Annotated in this window: 23 protein-coding genes; 15 read left to right on the top strand and 8 right to left on the bottom strand. The window is 65.2% G+C overall.

All coding sequences use genetic code 11. The features are described from left to right. The first annotated feature begins 157 nt into the window (after positions 1–157). The 6 genes from ligD to U9R80_RS12910 are packed head-to-tail and all read left to right on the top strand — an operon-like array spanning position 158 to position 5918. Positions 158–2602 carry a DNA ligase D gene (gene ligD, locus U9R80_RS12935; protein WP_301837960.1) on the top strand — a complete coding sequence of 815 codons (2445 nt, stop codon included), beginning with the start codon at positions 158–160 and terminating at the stop codon, positions 2600–2602. Next, positions 2599–2859, top strand: coding sequence for a hypothetical protein (locus U9R80_RS12930; RefSeq protein WP_301837962.1), 261 nt, complete (start codon positions 2599–2601; stop codon positions 2857–2859). The genes ligD and U9R80_RS12930 overlap by 4 nt, the downstream gene beginning before the upstream one ends. Next, positions 2856–3896, top strand: coding sequence for an acyl-CoA dehydrogenase (locus tag U9R80_RS12925; protein ID WP_301837963.1), 1041 nt, complete (start codon positions 2856–2858; stop codon positions 3894–3896). The genes U9R80_RS12930 and U9R80_RS12925 overlap by 4 nt, the downstream gene beginning before the upstream one ends. Continuing rightward, positions 3893–4645: a PIG-L deacetylase family protein gene (locus U9R80_RS12920; RefSeq protein ID WP_301837964.1), complete on the top strand. Its 753-nt coding sequence runs from the start codon at positions 3893–3895 to the stop codon at positions 4643–4645. The genes U9R80_RS12925 and U9R80_RS12920 overlap by 4 nt, the downstream gene beginning before the upstream one ends. Continuing rightward, entirely contained in the window at positions 4642–5241 is a 600-nt protein-coding gene (locus tag U9R80_RS12915) for a class I SAM-dependent methyltransferase (RefSeq protein WP_301837965.1), read from the top strand. Before U9R80_RS12920 ends, U9R80_RS12915 begins: the two co-directional genes overlap by 4 nt. Continuing rightward, complete coding sequence (locus U9R80_RS12910; protein ID WP_301837966.1) at positions 5238–5918, top strand: glycosyltransferase; 681 nt, start codon at positions 5238–5240, stop codon at positions 5916–5918. Before U9R80_RS12915 ends, U9R80_RS12910 begins: the two co-directional genes overlap by 4 nt. On the opposite strand, the gene U9R80_RS12905 is transcribed toward U9R80_RS12910, so the two are convergent. After that, positions 5872–6792 (bottom strand): LysR family transcriptional regulator, encoded by a 921-nt coding sequence (locus U9R80_RS12905; protein WP_301837967.1) that lies wholly within the window; start codon positions 6790–6792, stop codon positions 5872–5874. The genes U9R80_RS12910 and U9R80_RS12905 overlap by 47 nt on opposite strands. 111 nt (positions 6793–6903) lie before the next feature. Here U9R80_RS12905 and U9R80_RS12900 point away from each other — a divergent pair, with 111 nt between their 5' ends. Then, a complete protein-coding gene (locus U9R80_RS12900) occupies positions 6904–8106 on the top strand; it encodes an MFS transporter (RefSeq protein WP_301837968.1) in 1203 nt (400 codons plus the stop codon). A 2-nt stretch (positions 8107–8108) separates the two neighbouring features. After that, on the top strand, positions 8109–8504 hold the full coding sequence (locus U9R80_RS12895) for a DUF4440 domain-containing protein (RefSeq protein WP_301837970.1): 396 nt from the start codon (positions 8109–8111) through the stop codon (positions 8502–8504). Between the two features lie 3 nt (positions 8505–8507). Here the strand turns inward: U9R80_RS12895 and ku are convergent, their stop codons facing one another. Then, entirely contained in the window at positions 8508–9374 is an 867-nt protein-coding gene (ku, locus tag U9R80_RS12890; RefSeq protein ID WP_301837971.1) for a non-homologous end joining protein Ku, read from the bottom strand. Positions 9375–9445: 71 nt separating this feature from the next. After that, complete coding sequence (locus tag U9R80_RS12885) at positions 9446–10354, bottom strand: SDR family oxidoreductase (protein WP_301837972.1); 909 nt, start codon at positions 10352–10354, stop codon at positions 9446–9448. 194 nt (positions 10355–10548) lie between these two features. On the opposite strand from U9R80_RS12885, the gene U9R80_RS12880 reads away from it, so the two are divergent. Continuing rightward, positions 10549–11052: a DUF4142 domain-containing protein gene (locus U9R80_RS12880; protein WP_301837973.1), complete on the top strand. Its 504-nt coding sequence runs from the start codon at positions 10549–10551 to the stop codon at positions 11050–11052. Between the two features lie 14 nt (positions 11053–11066). Then, positions 11067–11360, top strand: coding sequence for a hypothetical protein (locus U9R80_RS12875; protein WP_301837974.1), 294 nt, complete (start codon positions 11067–11069; stop codon positions 11358–11360). A gap of 300 nt (positions 11361–11660) precedes the next feature. Here U9R80_RS12875 and U9R80_RS27325 read toward each other — a convergent pair whose 3' ends face one another. Next, a complete protein-coding gene (locus U9R80_RS27325) occupies positions 11661–11768 on the bottom strand; it encodes a hypothetical protein (protein ID WP_442964973.1) in 108 nt (35 codons plus the stop codon). A 206-nt stretch (positions 11769–11974) separates the two neighbouring features. Here U9R80_RS27325 and U9R80_RS12865 point away from each other — a divergent pair, with 206 nt between their 5' ends. Beyond that, complete coding sequence (locus U9R80_RS12865; RefSeq protein WP_301837976.1) at positions 11975–12589, top strand: Yip1 family protein; 615 nt, start codon at positions 11975–11977, stop codon at positions 12587–12589. A 22-nt stretch (positions 12590–12611) separates the two neighbouring features. On the opposite strand, the gene U9R80_RS12860 is transcribed toward U9R80_RS12865, so the two are convergent. Further along, positions 12612–12872: a DUF1652 domain-containing protein gene (locus tag U9R80_RS12860; RefSeq protein WP_301837978.1), complete on the bottom strand. Its 261-nt coding sequence runs from the start codon at positions 12870–12872 to the stop codon at positions 12612–12614. Between the two features lie 308 nt (positions 12873–13180). Here U9R80_RS12860 and U9R80_RS12855 point away from each other — a divergent pair, with 308 nt between their 5' ends. The 3 genes from U9R80_RS12855 (at position 13181) to U9R80_RS12845 (ending at position 14302) form a co-directional block, all read left to right on the top strand. After that, positions 13181–13372, top strand: coding sequence for a KGG domain-containing protein (locus U9R80_RS12855; RefSeq protein ID WP_301837981.1), 192 nt, complete (start codon positions 13181–13183; stop codon positions 13370–13372). Positions 13373–13421: 49 nt separating this feature from the next. After that, positions 13422–13982, top strand: coding sequence for an ATP-dependent Clp protease proteolytic subunit (locus U9R80_RS12850; RefSeq protein ID WP_301837983.1), 561 nt, complete (start codon positions 13422–13424; stop codon positions 13980–13982). Positions 13983–14074: 92 nt separating this feature from the next. Continuing rightward, complete coding sequence (locus U9R80_RS12845) at positions 14075–14302, top strand: DUF6555 family protein (RefSeq protein WP_301837984.1); 228 nt, start codon at positions 14075–14077, stop codon at positions 14300–14302. Here U9R80_RS12845 and U9R80_RS12840 read toward each other — a convergent pair. Beyond that, the gene (locus tag U9R80_RS12840) at positions 14299–15222 is read right to left on the bottom strand and encodes a DNA-3-methyladenine glycosylase family protein (RefSeq protein ID WP_301837985.1); all 924 of its coding nucleotides are present in this window, start codon (positions 15220–15222) and stop codon (positions 14299–14301) included. The two genes, U9R80_RS12845 and U9R80_RS12840, sit on opposite strands and share 4 nt — an antisense overlap. Before the next feature lie 102 nt (positions 15223–15324). On the opposite strand from U9R80_RS12840, the gene U9R80_RS12835 reads away from it, so the two are divergent. Continuing rightward, complete coding sequence (locus tag U9R80_RS12835; protein WP_301837987.1) at positions 15325–15741, top strand: low affinity iron permease family protein; 417 nt, start codon at positions 15325–15327, stop codon at positions 15739–15741. Between the two features lie 6 nt (positions 15742–15747). Here the strand turns inward: U9R80_RS12835 and ycaC are convergent, their stop codons facing one another. Continuing rightward, positions 15748–16374 (bottom strand): isochorismate family cysteine hydrolase YcaC, encoded by a 627-nt coding sequence (gene ycaC / locus U9R80_RS12830; protein WP_038611574.1) that lies wholly within the window; start codon positions 16372–16374, stop codon positions 15748–15750. 55 nt (positions 16375–16429) lie between these two features. Then, a complete protein-coding gene (locus tag U9R80_RS12825; RefSeq protein WP_324805090.1) occupies positions 16430–17116 on the bottom strand; it encodes a hydrolase in 687 nt (228 codons plus the stop codon). Between the last annotated feature and the right edge of the window lie 4 nt (positions 17117–17120).

Genomic DNA, 17120 nt, shown 5'->3' with positions numbered 1-17120 from the left:
CTGCTACACAATTCAGTGGGAGCGGGCTTGCCCCGCGATGCGATGCAGCAGTCAGATCGCTATCGCGGGGCAAGCCCGCTCCTACATTGCGATTGAACTCCCGCACCCGCCGCTTTTCCCAAGCTAACAAGCCGCCGAAAAGCCGCAGGTCACCGCCATGCCCAAGCCGTTGCAGGAATACGCGCACAAGCGCAATTTCGACGCCACCCCGGAACCGGCCGGTGCGGGCTCGCCCCGCGAATCAACCGGCGCCCTGCAATACTGCATCCAGAAACACGACGCCAGCCACCTGCACTACGACTTTCGCCTGGAGCTCGATGGCACCCTGAAAAGCTGGGCCATCCCCAAGGGCCCGTCGCTGGACCCCAAGGTGCGGCGCCTGGCCGTTCATGTCGAAGACCACCCCCTGGACTACGCAAGCTTTGAAGGCCATATCCCCGAAGGTCACTACGGCGCCGGCGATGTCATCGTCTGGGACCGTGGCGTGTGGCTGCCCGAAGGCGACCCGCACAAGGACTATGCCAAGGGCAAGCTGCGCTTTCGCCTGCAGGGCGAGAAACTCTCCGGCATCTGGAACCTGTTTCGCACCCACCTGGCCGGCAAGAAAGAGCAATGGCTGCTGGTCAAGTCGGCCGACGCCCAGGCCCGCCCCGAAGCCGAATACGATGTGCTGCAAGCCGAGCCCGACAGCGTCCTGAGCGACCGCACCCTGGTCACGGACAAGCCGGCCAACGCGCAAAAGCCCCGTAGAGCGCAAGGGAAAAAAGCCCCCCTCCCCGGCAGCCTGAAGCCCCAGCTGGCCACCCTGGTGGATTCCCCCCCGGACGGCGACTGGCACTACGAGGTGAAGTTCGACGGCTACCGCATCCTCGCCCGCATCGACCATGGCAAGGTGCACCTGTTCACCCGCAACGGCCACGACTGGACCAGCAAACTGGCCCGCCAGGCCGCCGCACTCAAGGCGCTGAAGCTTGAGTCGGCCTGGCTTGATGGCGAGATGGTGGTCAACAACGGTGAAGGCGTGGCCGACTTCCAGGCCCTGCAGAACGCATTCGACAGCGCCAGCGACGCGTCCATCCTCTACTACCTGTTCGATGCGCCCTACCTCAACGGCATCGACCTGCGCCAATCCCCGCTGGAGCAGCGCCGGGCGGCGCTGGCCAAGGTGCTGGAGGCTGCAGACGACAGCTGCCTGCGCTTTTCCGCCGACTTTGACCAACCGCCCCAGGCCCTGCTCGACAGCGCCTGCCGCCTGCAACTCGAAGGCCTGATCGGCAAGCGCGCAGGCAGCGCCTACGTCAGCCGGCGCAGCAGCGACTGGATCAAGCTCAAGTGCAAACAGCGCCAGGAATTCGTGGTGGTGGGTTTCACCGACCCCAAAGGCAGCCGCGAAGCGTTCGGCGCCTTGCTGCTGGGCCTGCACGATGCCGACAGCGGCGAACTGCACTATGCCGGCAAAGTCGGCACCGGCTTCGACAGCGCAAGCCTCACACGCATTCACCAGCGCCTGACGCCGTTGCAAGTCGAGAAAGCCCCGCTGGCCCACCCGCTCACCGCAGCCGAGGCGCGCGGCGTGCACTGGCTCAAACCCCAGGTGCTGGCCGAAGTCGCCTACGCCCAGATGACCCGCGACGGTAGCGTGCGCCACGCGGTGTTCCACGGCCTGCGCGATGACAAACCGGCCCGCGCCATCCGCCTGGAGCAACCAGTGAACACGCCGCCAAACACCGCAGCCCTGCACCTGACCCACCCCGAGCGCATCATCGACGCCAGCACCGGCACCACCAAGCGCGCCATCGCCGAGTACTACGCCCACGTGGCGCCCTGGATGCTGCCGCACCTCAAGCGCCGGCCGGTGGCTCTGGTGCGCGCGCCCGACGGCCTGGCAGGTGAGCTGTTCTTCCAGAAAAACGCCGCCCCGATGAACCTTCCCAATGTTGAAAGCCACGACAAGGCCGAGGCAGGCCAGGCTGTGATGATCATTCACCAGGCCAACACCCTGCTCGGCGCGGTGCAGATGAACACCCTCGAACTGCACACCTGGAACGCCACCGCCCAGGACTTCGACAAGCCGGACCGGCTGGTGCTCGACCTGGACCCCGACCCCGCCCTGCCCTGGAAAGCCATGCTCGAAGCTACCCAACTGACCCTGGCGCTGCTGGATGAACTGGGTTTGGAGGCGTTTCTCAAGACCAGCGGCGGCAAGGGCATGCACATCGTCGTGCCCCTTACCCGCCGCGCAGGCTGGGACGAGGTCAAGGCCTTCAGCCATGCCATGGTCAAGCACCTGGCCGGGTTGTTTCCCGAGCGCCTGTCGGCGGTCTCCGGGCCGAAAAACCGCGTCGGGCGGATCTTCATCGACTACCTGCGCAACGGCAAAGGCGCTACCACCGTGTGCGCCTACTCACTGCGGGCCCGCGAAGGCCTGCCGGTCTCGGTACCGATTCGCCGCGAGGAATTGACCGCGCTCAAGGGCGCCAACCAATGGACCCTTCACACCCTCGCCGAGCGTCTGGCCGAGGCCGACGACCCCTGGGCCGGCTACGCCAAGGTGCGCCAGTCGATTACCAAGGACATGCGTCGGCGCCTGGGGTTGGCATGATGCGCGACCTGGACCTGATCGACTGGCTGCAGTGGCCAGCCATGCTCGCCACCGTACTGGCCGCCTGGTGGATCGGCTCGCGCCAGCCCGGGCGCCGACGTATCGGCTTTGCCTGCTTTCTCGCCAGCAACCTGCTCTGGGCGATCTGGGGATGGCATGCCCAGGCCTGGGCGCTGATCGTGCTGCAAATCTGCCTGTGCGCCATGAACCTGCGCGGGCTGAAGAAAACCAACCCCGCCCAGGAGCACCGCACATGAACATTGCAAACACCGACCTGTCCGTTGCCCTGGCCCCCTGGCTCGAACAGGTGAGAACCCGTCCCCTGGACACCCATACCGACCGGCAATTGCAGACGTGCCTGGCCCAATGCCGTGCCAACGGCCTGGACCAGCTCCCGCTGCCCGGCCATGGCCGTACCCTGCAGCGGTGGCAGGTACTGGCCCAGGTGGCAGGCGCCGACCTGGCCCTGGCCAAACTCTACGAGGGCCACACCGATGCCCTGGCAATCATCGGCGAGTGCGCTGCCACTGACCTGGACACCCGGGGTACCTGGGGCGTGTGGGCGGCCGAGCCACCGGATGCGAGGGTGCAGATCGTCGCCCGCCATGGCCGCGAAGTGCGCCTGCAAGGACGCAAGGCCTGGTGCTCCGGCGCCCTGCAGATCGACCGGGCGCTGCTGACCGCCTGGGACGAACAGCAGCGCCCGCAGCTGGTGGCGGTCAAACTCGACGACCCCGGCCTGCGGATCCTCGGCACCGGCTGGCAGGCCGTAGGCATGGGCAGCACCGCCAGTGTCGAGGTCGCCTTCGAGTTGTGCGCAGGATTGCAGGTCGGTGACAACGGGCAGTACCTGAACCGTCCGGGCTTCTGGCATGGCGGCGGTGGCATTGCCGCCTGCTGGTATGGCGCGGTGTCGGCGCTGGCCGGTTACCTGCACGAACACTGCGCAGGCCACCCGGAGCCCCATGCCCTGGCCCACCTGGGCGCGGTGGATGCGCAGTTGGCCGGTGCGGCGGCGGCCCTGCGCGAAACCGCGCAGTGGATCGACGGTCATCCGGGTGCCGACGCCAAGGTTCCCGTGCGCCGCCTGCGGGCCCAGGTCGAAGAAGCCGTCACCGCCGTGCTGGCCCACGTCGGCCGTGCCCTGGGCGCTACGCCCTACTGTCGCAACGCGCATTTCGCCAGGCTCAGCGCCGACCTGCCGGTGTTCCTGCGCCAGAGCCACGCCGAGCGCGACCTGGCCGAACTGGGCCGTCTGGTAGCCACTGCGCCAGCGCCGGAGTGGTCGCTATGAGCACCTTCCAGGCGCACGACCCAGGCACCCCGCTGGCCCAGTGGCAAGCCTCGGCCCAGCTGCAGGCGGTGCCGGCCATCAGTGTCGAGCAATTGCTCCCGGCGGGCTGTCGGCTGGTGGTCGTGGCGCCCCATCCGGATGACGAAGTGCTCGGTTGCGGTGGCCTGCTGGCCGCCCTGCGCGGGCGCGAGCAGGCGCTGCTGCTGGTGTCGGTCAGCGATGGTGAAGCCAGCCATCCGCACTCCCGGCAATGGAGCCAGGAACGCTTGCGCGAACAGCGCCCACGGGAAAGCGCGGCAGCCTTGCGGCGCCTGGGCCTGGACCTTGCACGGATACAGTGGCTGCGCCTGGGCCTGGCCGACACCAGCGTGGCCCAGCACGAGCGCTGGCTGGCGGAACACCTGGTCGGGCTGCTGCGGCCCCGTGACCGGGTGTTGACCACCTGGCGCCTGGATGGCCACAGCGACCATGACGCCGTGGGCCGTGCCTGCGCCCGGGCGTGTGAAACCGTGGGTGCGCAGCTGCTGGAGGTGCCGATCTGGGCCTGGCATTGGGCCCGGCCCAATGATCCGCGCCTGCCCTGGCAGCGTGCCCACAAGCTGTTTCTCGACCCCGGCGTGCGGGTGCTCAAGCAGCAGGCGATTGCCGCGCACACCAGCCAACTGCTGGCCGACGGCGCCACCCCGGCGGTGCTGCTGCCGTCCACCCTGGCGCGCTTGCTGCAACCGTTTGAACTGGTGTTCACATGAGCGTACCGGCCGAGTACTTCGAGCAACTGTTCGCCCACAGCGACGATCCTTGGGCCTTTCGCAGCCGCTGGTATGAAAAGCGCAAACGCGACCTGCTACTGGCGTGCCTGCCGCGCCAGTACTACCGGCGGGTATTCGAGCCGGCCTGTGCCAACGGTGAGCTCAGCGCGGCACTGGCCGAACGCTGCGAGCACCTGCTCTGCCAGGACCTCGATGCCACCGCCGTAGCCTTGGCACGCCAGCGCCTGCAGCCCTGGCCCCATGTCCGGGTCGATCAGGGCCACTTGCCGGGTGACTGGCCTGGCGGGGAGTTCGACCTGATCGTGCTCAGTGAAATCGGCTACTACCTGGACCCCGTGCAGTGGCTGGAGGTACTGGAGCACGCCCTCGCCTGCCTCGACAGCAACGGCGCGCTGCTGGCCTGCCATTGGCTGCACCCCATCGAGGGCTGCCCGCAAACCGGCCATCAAGTCCATGCGCTGCTGGCCAGGCGCCTGGCGTTATACCGCTGTGTGCGCCATGAAGAAGCCGACTTCCTGCTGGAGTATTGGAGCCTGCAACCCAGTGCCATCGACCTTGAGGAAGACTGCCTGTGATCGCCGTGATCGTCCCGGCCCATAACGAGCAGCACCTGCTCGGGCCCTGCCTGCGTGCCCTGCTGCGCGCACGCCGGGCGGTGAAAGCGCTGGGCGAAGCGGTGCAGATCGTGGTGGTCCTGGATGACTGCAGCGATGCCAGCGAGCAGGTGGCACGGGCGCATCGGGTCGAGGTGCTCAAGGTCCGTGCACGCAATGTCGGCTATGCCCGGCGCACGGGGGCGGCGCTGATGCTCGAACGCGGGGCGCGCTGGCTGGCGTTCACTGACGCCGACAGCTGTGTGCCGGTGGACTGGCTGGTCTGCCAGCTGGACTTTGCCGCCGATGCGGTGTGCGGCACCGTGCATGTGGCGCACTGGCAGGCGCATCAGGACGCCGCCCTGCGCGCACGTTACCTGGCGCACTATCAGGCCCGGGAGGGCCACGGCCACATTCATGGCGCCAACCTTGGCGTCTGCGCCAGGGCCTATGAGCGCGCCGGCGGCTTTCAGCCCCTGGCGGTGCATGAGGATGTGCAGCTGGTCGGCGCCCTGACTGCGATCGGCGCCTACATCGTCTGGACGGCACGCAACAGCGTGTCCACCAGCAGCCGCAGCGACAGCCGGGTCAGCGGCGGCTTCGGCGACTTTCTCAAGCGCCAGGGCGAGCCCGTGCCGGGTCCTGAAGATAGGCCTTGAGGTAGTCGATCCAGGCGCGCACCTTGCGCGGTACATGCCGGGTGTCGGGGTACAGCGCGTACACGCTTTGCCGGGCAAAACGATAACCAGGCAGGGCATCGATCAGCGCCCCGCTGGCCAGGTCCGCGTCGACCAACCAGAGCGGCAGCAGCGCCACCCCCATCCCTTGCAAGGCAAAGGTCCGCAGGACCGAGGCGTTGTCCGCCACCATGGCGGCCGGCCCGCGCCCCTGGTACTGCCCGGGATGACCACGGGCATCCTCGACCGGCCAGCTGTCGTGCTGCTGGAAACGACTGTGGCGCAATTGCGGCAGTTGCCCCACGCGCTCCAGGTTGTCGAGCCCATCCTGCCCGGGGGCCAGCAAGGCCGGCGCCATCACCAGGCACAGGGCATAGCTGTCCAGGCACACACCGCGGTAGCTGGAGTCCTGCACCTGGCCCAGGCGAATGGCGACATCAAAGCCGTCGCGCACCAAGTCGGCCTGGGCGGTATGGGTTTGCAGTTGCACCTGCAACTGCGGATGTTGCTGGCAAAACCCGTGCAGGGCCGGGGCCAGCACCCTCAAGCCATATTCCACCGTGGAGGTGATCCGCAGGCTGCCCTGCAGGCCGCTGTGTTCGGCGCGCGCCTCATCAATGGCCACCTGCGCCGCGTGCACCACCTCCAGGCAGTGCCCGTAGAAGCGCTCGCCCGCGTCGGTCAGGGCGATACGCCGGGTGGTGCGCGTCAGCAGGGTCACGCCCAGCTCGGCCTCCAGTTGCTTGATGCTGAAGCTGACCGCGGCCCGGGTTTGCTCCAGGCGTGCGGCTGCGCCGGTAAAGGAGCCGGTCTGGACCACCGCGCAGAACAGCTCGAAGCGGTCGAGGCTGACCATGCAACACACCCTTGATTGTCAAATTAAGTCGAACAATCTGGCGGATATTACGGGCTTATTCAAGCGCCTTGTGCCCTCTAGACTGCGCCTTTCCTTGATGCGCCACCGACAATGCCCAGCTCTTCCAAAGTCGCTTTCATCTACCTGCTCGGCTTCGCCCTGGACCTGCTCAACCTGTTCGCCCTGGGCAGCGCCTACCCCCAACTGGGCCATGAACTGCAGGCGTCGGTGGCCCAGTTGAGTTGGGTCGGCAACCTCTACCTGCTAGGCCTGACCCTGGCGATCCCGCTGGGCACCTGGCTGGCCCGGCGCATCGGCGAGCGCCAGACCCTGTTGCTGTCGCTGCTGCTGTCTGGCCTGGCCACGGCGCTTGCCGGCAGCGCGGGTGGCATCGACAGCCTGCTGCTGTGGCGCTTGCTGCAGGGGCTGGGCGGCGGGCTGTTGATCCCGGTGGGGCAAGCCATGGCCTACCGCGCCTACCCACCCGAGCAGCGCCACGCCCTGACCGCCCGGGTGATGACGGTTGCCCTGCTGGTACCGGCCTTGTCGCCTGCCCTGGGAGGGGTGCTGGTGGATCACGCCAGCTGGCGCTGGATCTTCTTCGCCCTGCTGCCGCTGACCATGCTCACCGCCCTGCTCACCCTCGCCTGGCTGCCGGCCCGCGCGCCCCGGCCCAGCCCCGGCCCCTTGCTCGACCTCGGCCTGCTGCGCCAGCCGCTGTTGCGCGCCGCGATGCTGGTGTACCTGTGCGTGCCGGGCGTGTTCATCGGTGCCAACCTGGTGGCGGTGTTGTACCTGCAAGGGCCACTGGGGCTGAGCGCCACCACCACCGGCGCGCTGATGCTGCCCTGGTCGCTGGGTGCCCTGGCGGCGATCAGCCTGGTGCGCAGTCGCTTCCGGCAATGGGGCCCCCGGCCTTTTCTGTGCGCCGGCATCCTGCTGCAAAGCCTGGCGCTGCTGGGGCTGGCCATCCCGGAACTTGCGCAGCCAAGGGCGGTACAGGTGCTGATTTTCCTGCTGCTGGGCCTGGGCAGCAGCCTGTGCAGCAGTAGCGCGCAAAGCCTGGCCTTTGTTGCCATCGCGCCCGAGCGCATGGGCGCGGCCAGCGCCCTGTGGAACCTCAACCGGCAACTGAGCTTCGGCCTGGGGGCTGCCGTGCTCGGGGCCCTGCTCAACGCCTTGCTGCCCCTGCCCACGGCCTACACCCAGGTGTTCGTGCTGGCCGCCGCACTCTCCCTGCTGGCCTTGCCAGCGGTACTCAAACTGCCCGGGGCGCAGGCCCTGGGGCTTTCCTCACGCGCTTTGGAATCCTGATCATGCCTACCGAACAGGCGAGTTTTGCCGCCGTCATCGACCTCCATGTACTGATCCAGCAATGGCTGGCCGGCGGGGCCCACACCGATCGACTGCCCGCGCTGCTGGCGCACTTCAGCCCGGGGTTTTCAATGATCGGGTTGTCCGGGCGGCCACTGGACCTCGCCGGGCTGCACGGCGTGTTCAGCCAGGCCCACGGCACCCGCCCGGGCCTTGAGATCCGTATCGACGAATTGCAAGTGATTGCCCAGGCCGGGGGCCTGACGGTGGTGCATTACCGCGAGCACCAGCACGATGCCCAGGTGCTGCACAGTGTGCGGCGCTCGACGGCGGTGTTCGAGCAACGGGAGAGCGGCAGCCTGCGCTGGCTGCGCCTGCATGAAACGCCTTGCCCCTGAGGGTCAGGCGTTCTTGCGGGCTTTGCGCGGGGTGGCGGGTGCTTTTTTCTCCGTGGCCGCCGCCTTTTTCGCCGGCGCCTTGCGCCCGCCCAGGCTGCGCTTGAGCAGTTCGGTGAGGTCGATGATGTCGGCGCTCTTCTGCTCACCTTCGCCCTCCAGCGGCTCGACCGTGGCGATCTTGCCTTGGCTGGCTTTCTCCTCGACCAGCTCCATGATGGTGTCCTTGAATTCGTTGCGGTACTCGTCCGGCGCCCACTGCCCGCTCATGTCGTCGATCAGGCGCTTGGCCATGTCCAGCTCACGTTTTTCGAGGCTGGCCTCACGCACGCTCTTGTCCAGTTCGAGGGTCTCCAGGCTGCGCACTTCCTCGGGCCAGCGCAACGTGATCATCACCAGTGCATCGTCCAGGGGGCGTAGCAGCGCCAGGTGCTGCTGGGTGTGCAGCACGACCTTGGCCAGCGCCACCTTGCCGCTGCGCTCCAGCGCTTCGCGCAACAAGGCGTAGACCTTGCCACCGCGTTTGTCGGGGCTCAGGTAATACGGCGTCTCGAACTGCTGCAGCGGAATCTCGCTGCTGTCGACGAAGGAGAAGATGTCGATGGTCTGGGTCGCCTCGGGAGGGGCCTTGTGGATCTCCTCCTCGCTGATCACCACGTAGCGGCCCTTCTCGTACGCCACGCCCTTGACGATATGTTCACGGCTGATCTCCTTGCCGGTGACCTTGTTCACCCGCTTGTAGCCCACCGGCTCCATGCTGCGCCCGTCGAGCCAGTCAAAATCGACCCGGTCGCTCTTCACCGCGGAACTGAGCGAAACCGGGATATGCACCAGACCGAAGCTGATGGCACCTTTCCAGATGGCTCTGGCCATGGCCGGACTCCTTTAAGGGACGCTGTCTTGCATGCGACTGCCGCCGGTGGCGAAGGTTTGATCCGGCCGACTCACGGCGTCGGATTACCCCCCGTGACGCCGAACACTTCCCCGGTGATGTAGCTCGACTCCTGGCTGGCCAGCAGCACATACACCGGTGCGCATTCGGCTGGCTGGCCGGGACGCTTCATCGGGGTATGGCCACCAAAGTCGGGGATCTTTTCGTCCGGCTGCCCGCCGCTGGGTTGCAATACCGTCCAGATCGGACCGGGGGCGACTGCGTTGACGCGGATACCGCGCTCGATCACCTGCTTGGCCAAGGCCTTGGTAAAGGCCACGATCGCCGCCTTGGTGGTGGCGTAGTCGAGCAAGGTGGCCGACGGGTCGTAGGATTGGATGGAGGCGGTGTTGATGATGGTCGCCCCTGCCGGCATCAACGGCACCGCGGCCTTGCACAGCCAGAACATCGCATAGATGTTGGTTTTCATCGTGGCGTCGAACTGCTCGCTGCTGATCTGCCCCACCGCCTTGCACGCCACCTGCTTGCCGGCGACGTTGACCAGGATGTCGAGCCCGCCCATTTGTTCGTGGGCCTGGTCCACTAGCTCACGACAGAACGCTTCGCTTTTGATATCGCCCGGCAAGGCAATGGCGCGGCGCCCTTCGGCCTCGATCAGTTTGATCACCTCCCGGGCATCGGGCTGCTCGATGGGCAGGTAGTTGAGGACGATGTCGGCCCCCTCACGGGCAAAGGCAATGGCCACGGCGCGGCCGATGCCGGAGTCGGCGCCGGTGATCAGCGCCTTGCGACCCGCGAGGCGGCCGAAGCCCTGATAGGTGGTTTCGCCATGGTCGGGCTTAGGCCGCATGTGCAGGTCCAGCCCCGGCGCTGGCTGGGATTGGGCCGCAAACGGGGGGGGCGGGTACTGGGTCAGGGGGTTCTGCATCTGGTACTGATTGCGCGGTTTGTCGCTGGACATGGTGGCCTCCCGGTTGCGAATGCGGCGCCACTGAACCTGCGCCCGTTTCTACTTGGAAGGAGGGCCATGACCAAGGTTTGAACCGAAGCGCTGCAATGCCGACCAGCGGTCCCGGGGGCAAATAAGCTGAACTCCACGCCTGCTGGCGTCTCGTAAGTAGAACAGTGGATCGACGCCTCACAGGAGTTATGCCCATGAATCGCCTTCCCTTCCGCTTTGCGCTCGGCGTATGCGCCCTGCTGGCCGTGCAGGCACAGGCCGGTGACAACACCTTCATCGACGAGGCCATGAGCGCCGGCATGGCCGAAATCCAGACCAGCCAGCTGGCCCTGGAGAAATCCGACGCCGCGGACGTCAAGGCGTTTGCCCGGCTGATGATCAAGGATCACACCCAAAGTAATCAGCAGTTGCTGGAACTGGCAAAAAAGCATGACCTCCCGGCGCCAAACGATGCCGCCCTGGCCGACAAGGCTCGTAAACTGATGTTGCAGGTGCAGGACGGTGCCTCGTTCAATGCCGCCTATGCGAGTCATCAGGTCGATGCCCATGAGCAGGCCATCCGCCTGTTTGATGAGCAGCGCCAGTCCACCTCGGCCCCGGCCGACCTGCGCAACTTTGCCACCAATGCCTTGCCGGCCTTGCAGCATCACCTGCAAGAGGCCAAGAAACTGGAAAACGAGTACCGCGCTGCTGAATGAAGGAGGACCCAGGCATGAGAATGGCAAACCGCGCCTGCGCGACCTGCCTGCAGATCGACTTCGTCCAGGACACCCTGTTCGGCCCGGTGGCCCGCCGTGCCGAATGCGAGGTGCAACTGGCGCCGCTGAACCTCAACGGCTTGCCGGGATTGCAGATGCAAGTGCGCGCACCGGTACCGGACAAGCTTGAACGCTCCCATAGCGTGGCGTTTACCTGGGAGGGCCGCACCTACCGGGGCATCGTGCACTACCACCGGCGCTGTGACGATGGTGGGCTGCAGCTGCAGCTGCAGCTGGAGTTGCAGTAGGGCTATATCGAGGTAGGAGCGGGCTTGCCCCGCGAGAGGCCCGTACAACCAACAAAATGACCGCTGCCTGAGCGATTGATCGCGGGGCAAGCCCGCTCCCACCGGGCCGATCGGCGCATACCCGGTCAAACCGCCTGTAGCCGCTGGCGTCAGCCTGCGATCGACCGCACAGCGGTCGCCGGCTCAAGGTAGGAGCGGGCTTGCCCCGCGAGAGGTCCGTGCAGCCAACAAAATGGCTATTGCCTGAACGATTGATCGCGGGGCAAGCCCGCTCCTACCGGGCCGTTCGGCGTCATGCGATCACCCCGCAGCCTTGCTGGCACACCCACAGCCGCTGGCAGTGCAAAGTTTGCCGGACGGATGCTGATCCGCACAGGCCTGGCAGCAATACGCCTTGCCTTCACGCATCACTGGGTTGGCGCCTACTTTGCAATTGCACCCGGGACACGCACAGGTTTGCTCGTTCATGGCTTTGACTCCTGAGGTTGTGGTCGTCACTGCGTGCGACTCGGCGCCACCTGCGATGGTTCAAAAAAGATGAACCCCCGGTGCCCCGCCGACCTCAATAGAACAAGGAGCGGCAATTCCGCCTTCTGTTCAGCCTGGAGGTCACCATGGCTACCCACCTGCTCAAGCTCTTCACCCACCCAGGCGATGCCTGGATCGACATCCGCCACGAAGAAGAACAGCACCCGCGCCACTACCTGCCCCATCTGTTGGTGTTCGCCCTGATTCCCGCCTTGTGCCTGTTCATCGGCACCACCAGTTTCGGCTGGAGCCTGGCCGGCACCGAGCGGGTGCGCCTGAGCGTGGCCAGTGCGGCACAGTTAGGTGTGCTGCTGTACCTGACCATGCTGCTCGGCGTAGTAATCATGGGGGGATTCATTCGCTGGATGTCGCGCACCTTCGACACCCGTCCAAGCCTGGACCACTGCATCGGCTTTGCCGCCTATGGCGCCACGCCGTATTTTGTAGCCGGTATCGCCGGGCTGTACCCAGGCCGCTGGCTGGCGCTGATCGCACTGCTGGCGGCCTCGGCCTATGCCACCTTCCTGCTGTTCATCGGCCTGCCCACCTTCCTGCGCCTGCGCAAGGAGCAGGGCCTGTTGTATTCGACCAGTGTCTGGGCGGTGGGCCTGTTGGTGCTGGTGACCATCCTGGTGTCGATGATCCTGTTCTGGTTCGACGTGCTGGGGCCGGAATACATGCGCCCGGCAGCCCTGGGCTGAACCGGGTGCAGGGGCCTCGGGCTCAGGCGACGTTGCTGGGCTTGAGGCCAGCGTGGCTGCGCCCCACGCGTTGCTCCTCTCGCACCTGGGCCACCAGGATGGACAGGTCGTGACAGGTGGTCAGGCTATCGAGGCGTGTTTCAGTGACGATCTGGTCGTCGCCCTGCCCCAGGCGTATGGTCAGCCAGACGCCATCGGTGCAGGTGACTTCACAGTAGTCGGGCAGAAACGCCTGCTCGAGAAGCTGGCGCAGTTCAAGGGTGGAAACGCCAATCAGTGACATGGTGCGGTCCTCGTGTCAGAAAACCCGACTTCTCAGTTACCACCGCCAGGTTGAGCACGGCCAATTGATAATGACGATGCCGTGCCGCTTGCCTCATGGACCCTGACAATCACCTGGGGACTCTCCAAGAAGAAGGCCGCAGCCTCAGCGAAGTTCAGTGCAACTACCCGAGTGTGCGATGAACGGACCGGCCACACCGTTCGTCATCTGCCGGCGAACAAATTTCAAACTTTGCCGCGCCTGTTGTCGCCCAACCTGTGTAGGGCAACACTGCCTTGCACTTCCCTAGCACAGTGAGGAAGCACATCATGGCTAACAAAGACACTTCCAACCCAGGCAACTTCGCCAACGACCGCCAGAAAGCCTCCGACGCCGGCAAAAAAGGCGGCCAGGCCTCCGGTGGCACCGCCGGTGACCAGACCCGTAAACCAGACATGGGCAACAAGCCCGGCATGGGTAACAAGACTGACCGCAAGCCAAGTGGCGGCGGCCGTAGCTGATAGACGAACGACCGGCGCACCTTCGGGGCGTCGGTCTTGAGGCACAGCAATGAGTCAGCAGGTGATTCATTTTCATTGCCAGATCGACCAGCGCACCACCGAACGCTTTCGCGACCGGTGCCTGCAAGCCATCGACGAGGGCGCCAGCCAGCTGTTGCTGTATCTGTCGACCACCGGCGGCAGCACCAACTTCGGGTTCTCCCTCTACAGCTTCATCAAATCGTTACCGGTGCCGGTGTGCGCGGTTAACGCCGGCAACATCGAGTCGATGGGCATCATCCTGTACCTGGCCGCCGGTGTGCGCATTGCCGCGCCACACTCGCGCTTTCTGATCCACCCCATGACCTGGCACTTCAGCCAGAGCGCGGTCGACCACTCGCGCCTGCGCGAATACCTGTCGAGCCTGAACAACGATCTGGAACGCTACGTGCGCATCTTCGAGCTGGAGACCCTGCAGGCCGAACGCAAGCTGGATATCTTCCAGTGCCTGTCGGCCGAAGAGAAAGTCATCCCCGCCTATGACTCCCTCGCCTGCGGCATCGCCCACCGCCTGGAGCAAGTGGTGTTCGCCAAGGACGACCGACACCTGACGATCAGCGGCGAAGACTGAAATCCGATTGAATTTTTTTGCCGCGCCGAGACTCAGTCATTGCAGTAGAAGGATTTTTCCAGCGACTGCACTGAAAGGATCGTCAAAGGCCCATGAACGACGCAAAACTCTTCGTGATCGACTACCAACTGCATGGCTCCCCCAAGTCTTTCATCATCCGTGCAGAGAAGATGGACAACGCCGAAGCCTGGCATTGGGCCAGTTGCGACGCGGGTGTTGGCAGGATTGGCCGTTATGGCCGGGAACAGGTGAAAAAGATCAGCAAGCCCCTGGCCGAACGTTATGGCATCACCGGGGTGACCTGGCGCCAGACCGGCTAGGCGCCTGCCAGCGACGCCCAAAGATGCTGGGCCGCATAGGCCCGCCACGGGCGCCAGGCCAGGGCGCGGTCGGCCAGCTGCACCTCGGCGCTTTCCAGCAGGCGCAGGGCCTTGACCAGGGCGACATCCCCCAGCGGAAAAGCATCGGCGGCGCCGAGCTGACGCAAGGCCAGGTAGTGCGCGCTCCACGGTCCGATGCCGCGCAGCCGGCACAAGCGTTGGACCCAGGCCTGCAGATCGACATCGGCACGCAGCAGCTTGGGGTCGGCGAGCATGGCCAGCGCCATGCCCGACAACGTCGCCGCCCGTGAACCGGGCATGCCCATGCCGCTGAGGTCGGCCTGGGCGATGGCTTTGGCCAGCGGGAACACATGGGTAAGACGCGGCTCGATGACGTGGGGGGCCAGCAATGGCTGACCGTGACGCAGCACCAACCGGCCCGCCAGGGCCATGGCCCCCGCCACGCTGATCTGCTGGCCCAGCACCGTGCGCATGACTTGCTCGAACGCCTCCCAGCCACGGGGAACGCGCAACCCCGGTCGCGCAGCAATCAGCTGCGCCATGAGCGGGTCCCGGGCCAGTTGCCCCTCGATCAGGCCGGGATCGGCATCCAGATCGAATACCCGCCGCACCCGGGCGATCAACCCCGGCAAGGCCTGCCGGGGAAGCCCGTACAGGCTCAAGGCCAGGCACTGTCCCCTCGCCGGCCGGCACTCGATCATGCCCTGGCGGTTACCGAGCCTTACCGTTCGCCGATAGACACCTGCCTGCATGACCTCCACGCCGCTGATCGAGCGCGCCGCCAGAAACCCCAGCATCGACGGCCAATGGTACGGCGCGCGGTACTTGAGCCAGACCGTGAGCACCGGCTGGCCGCGTACGTTGCAGCGATAGGCATGGAGGGCAGTCGTCTGGGTCATTGGCCGTGCCGGTTGTGGAAACTGGGAGTCGACTGTGATGTTACAAAGAATTTCAAGCTTGCGCCGGTGTCTATTCGGTAACCGTCTGCTGGAGCTGCCACCATGAAATTCGAGCGTTTCGCCCAGGCCATGTCACGGCGCACCGGCAGTTCGCACACGTTCGTCCTGGCGTTGCTGCTGATTGTCGTCTGGGCGTTCACCGGGCCCTGGTTCGATTACAACGACACCTGGCAACTGATCATCAATACCTCGACCACCATCGTCACGTTCCTGATGGTCTTCCTGATCCAGAACACCCAGAACCGCGACAACGATGTGCTGCACCTGAAGATCGACGAATTGCTGCGCGCCACCCAGGCGGCGCACAAGGCCATGCTCAACCTGGACGACCTGGACGCCCGGCAGCTCAAGAGCCTGTTGCAGGAATACAAGAATATCGGCGCCAATGGCGATAAAGCGCTGGAGCCTGGACAAGACACTGCAGCCGGACGCCGTGAGCGTCCGGCTGCAGAGCAGTGAACGGTGTTACTTACCGTTGGTGAGGGTGTTGTAGCTGGTGATCAGGTTGCGGTAGTCCGGGATGTGGTTGGAGAACAGTGTACCCAGGCCTTCGATGTCGTTGCGCCAGTCGCGGTGCAGCTCGCACGCCAGGCCAAACCAGGTCATCAGTTGCGCGCCGGCTTGCGACATGCGGTCCCAGGCCGAGTCACGGGTCAGGGCGTTGAAGGTCCCCGAGGCGTCGGTCACCACGAACACCTCAAAACCTTCGGCCAGGGCCGACAGTGCCGGGAAAGCCACGCAGACTTCAGTTACCACGCCGGCGATGATCAGTTGCTTCTTGCCGGTGGCCTTGACGGCCTTGACGAAGTCTTCGTTGTCCCAGGCGTTGATCTGGCCAGGACGGGCAATGTACGGCGCCTCTGGGAACTGCGCCTTCAGCTCGGGCACCAGCGGGCCGTTGGGGCCGGTTTCGAAGCTGGTGGTGAGGATGGTTGGCAGGTTGAAGTACTTGGCCAGGTCACCGACGGCCAGCACGTTGTTCTTGAACTTGTCCGGGTCGATATCACGCACCAGCGACAGCAGGCCGGTCTGGTGGTCGACCAGCAGGACCGCGGCGTTGTTCTTGTCCAGGCGGACGTAGGGCTTGCTCATGGTCTAACTCCTTGCGTGGGTAAGTCGATGCCGTTCGGGCATCCGACATGAGGGATCAGCGGGACGAATCCAGTTGTTCGTTTTCCTTGGCGACTTGTTGCGCCTTGAGGTAGCTCTCGATCAGCAGTTGGTAGTGCGGGAACACGGCGCTGTAGGCCTCGGCCCACTGTTGGGCATCCGGACGGTTCCAGGTGCGTTGTACTTCCGAGCAGACGGCAGCGGTGTCCATCGGCACCACACCTGCCTGCATCACACGGGCCAGGGTCACTTCCTGGGCCATCTTCGAATAGGTGCCGCTGGCATCGATCACGGCAAAGACCTGATAGCCGGCATTGACGGCGCTGATGCTCGGGAAGGCCATGCACACGCTGGTGATGGTGCCGGCAATGATCAGCTGCTTTTTACCGGTGGCTTCAACGGCGGCGACAAACTCGGGATTGTCCCAGGCGTTGATTTCACCTTTGCGTGCGACGTATTTGGCGTGTGGCGCCGCTTCGTGGATTTCCGGAATCAGCGGGCCGTTGGGACCCTGAGGAACGGAGGCGGTGGTGATCACCGGGATCTTCGCCAGGCTGGCGATCTTGGCCAGGGTAATGGCATTGGCCCGCAGCTCGGTCATGGGCATGTCCTTGACCGTCTGGAACAGACCACTCTGGTGATCGATCAGCAGCATTGCAGCGTTATCAGGATCGATACGCGGGACCTGGCCATTGAAATTGGCAACGTTGGCAAATGTACTCATGACA

Source organism: Pseudomonas sp. JQ170C (genome assembly GCF_035581345.1).
Lineage (GTDB): Bacteria > Pseudomonadota > Gammaproteobacteria > Pseudomonadales > Pseudomonadaceae > Aquipseudomonas.
Note: the sequence above shows the minus strand (reverse complement) of the source record. Positions and strands in the feature narration are given on the sequence as shown.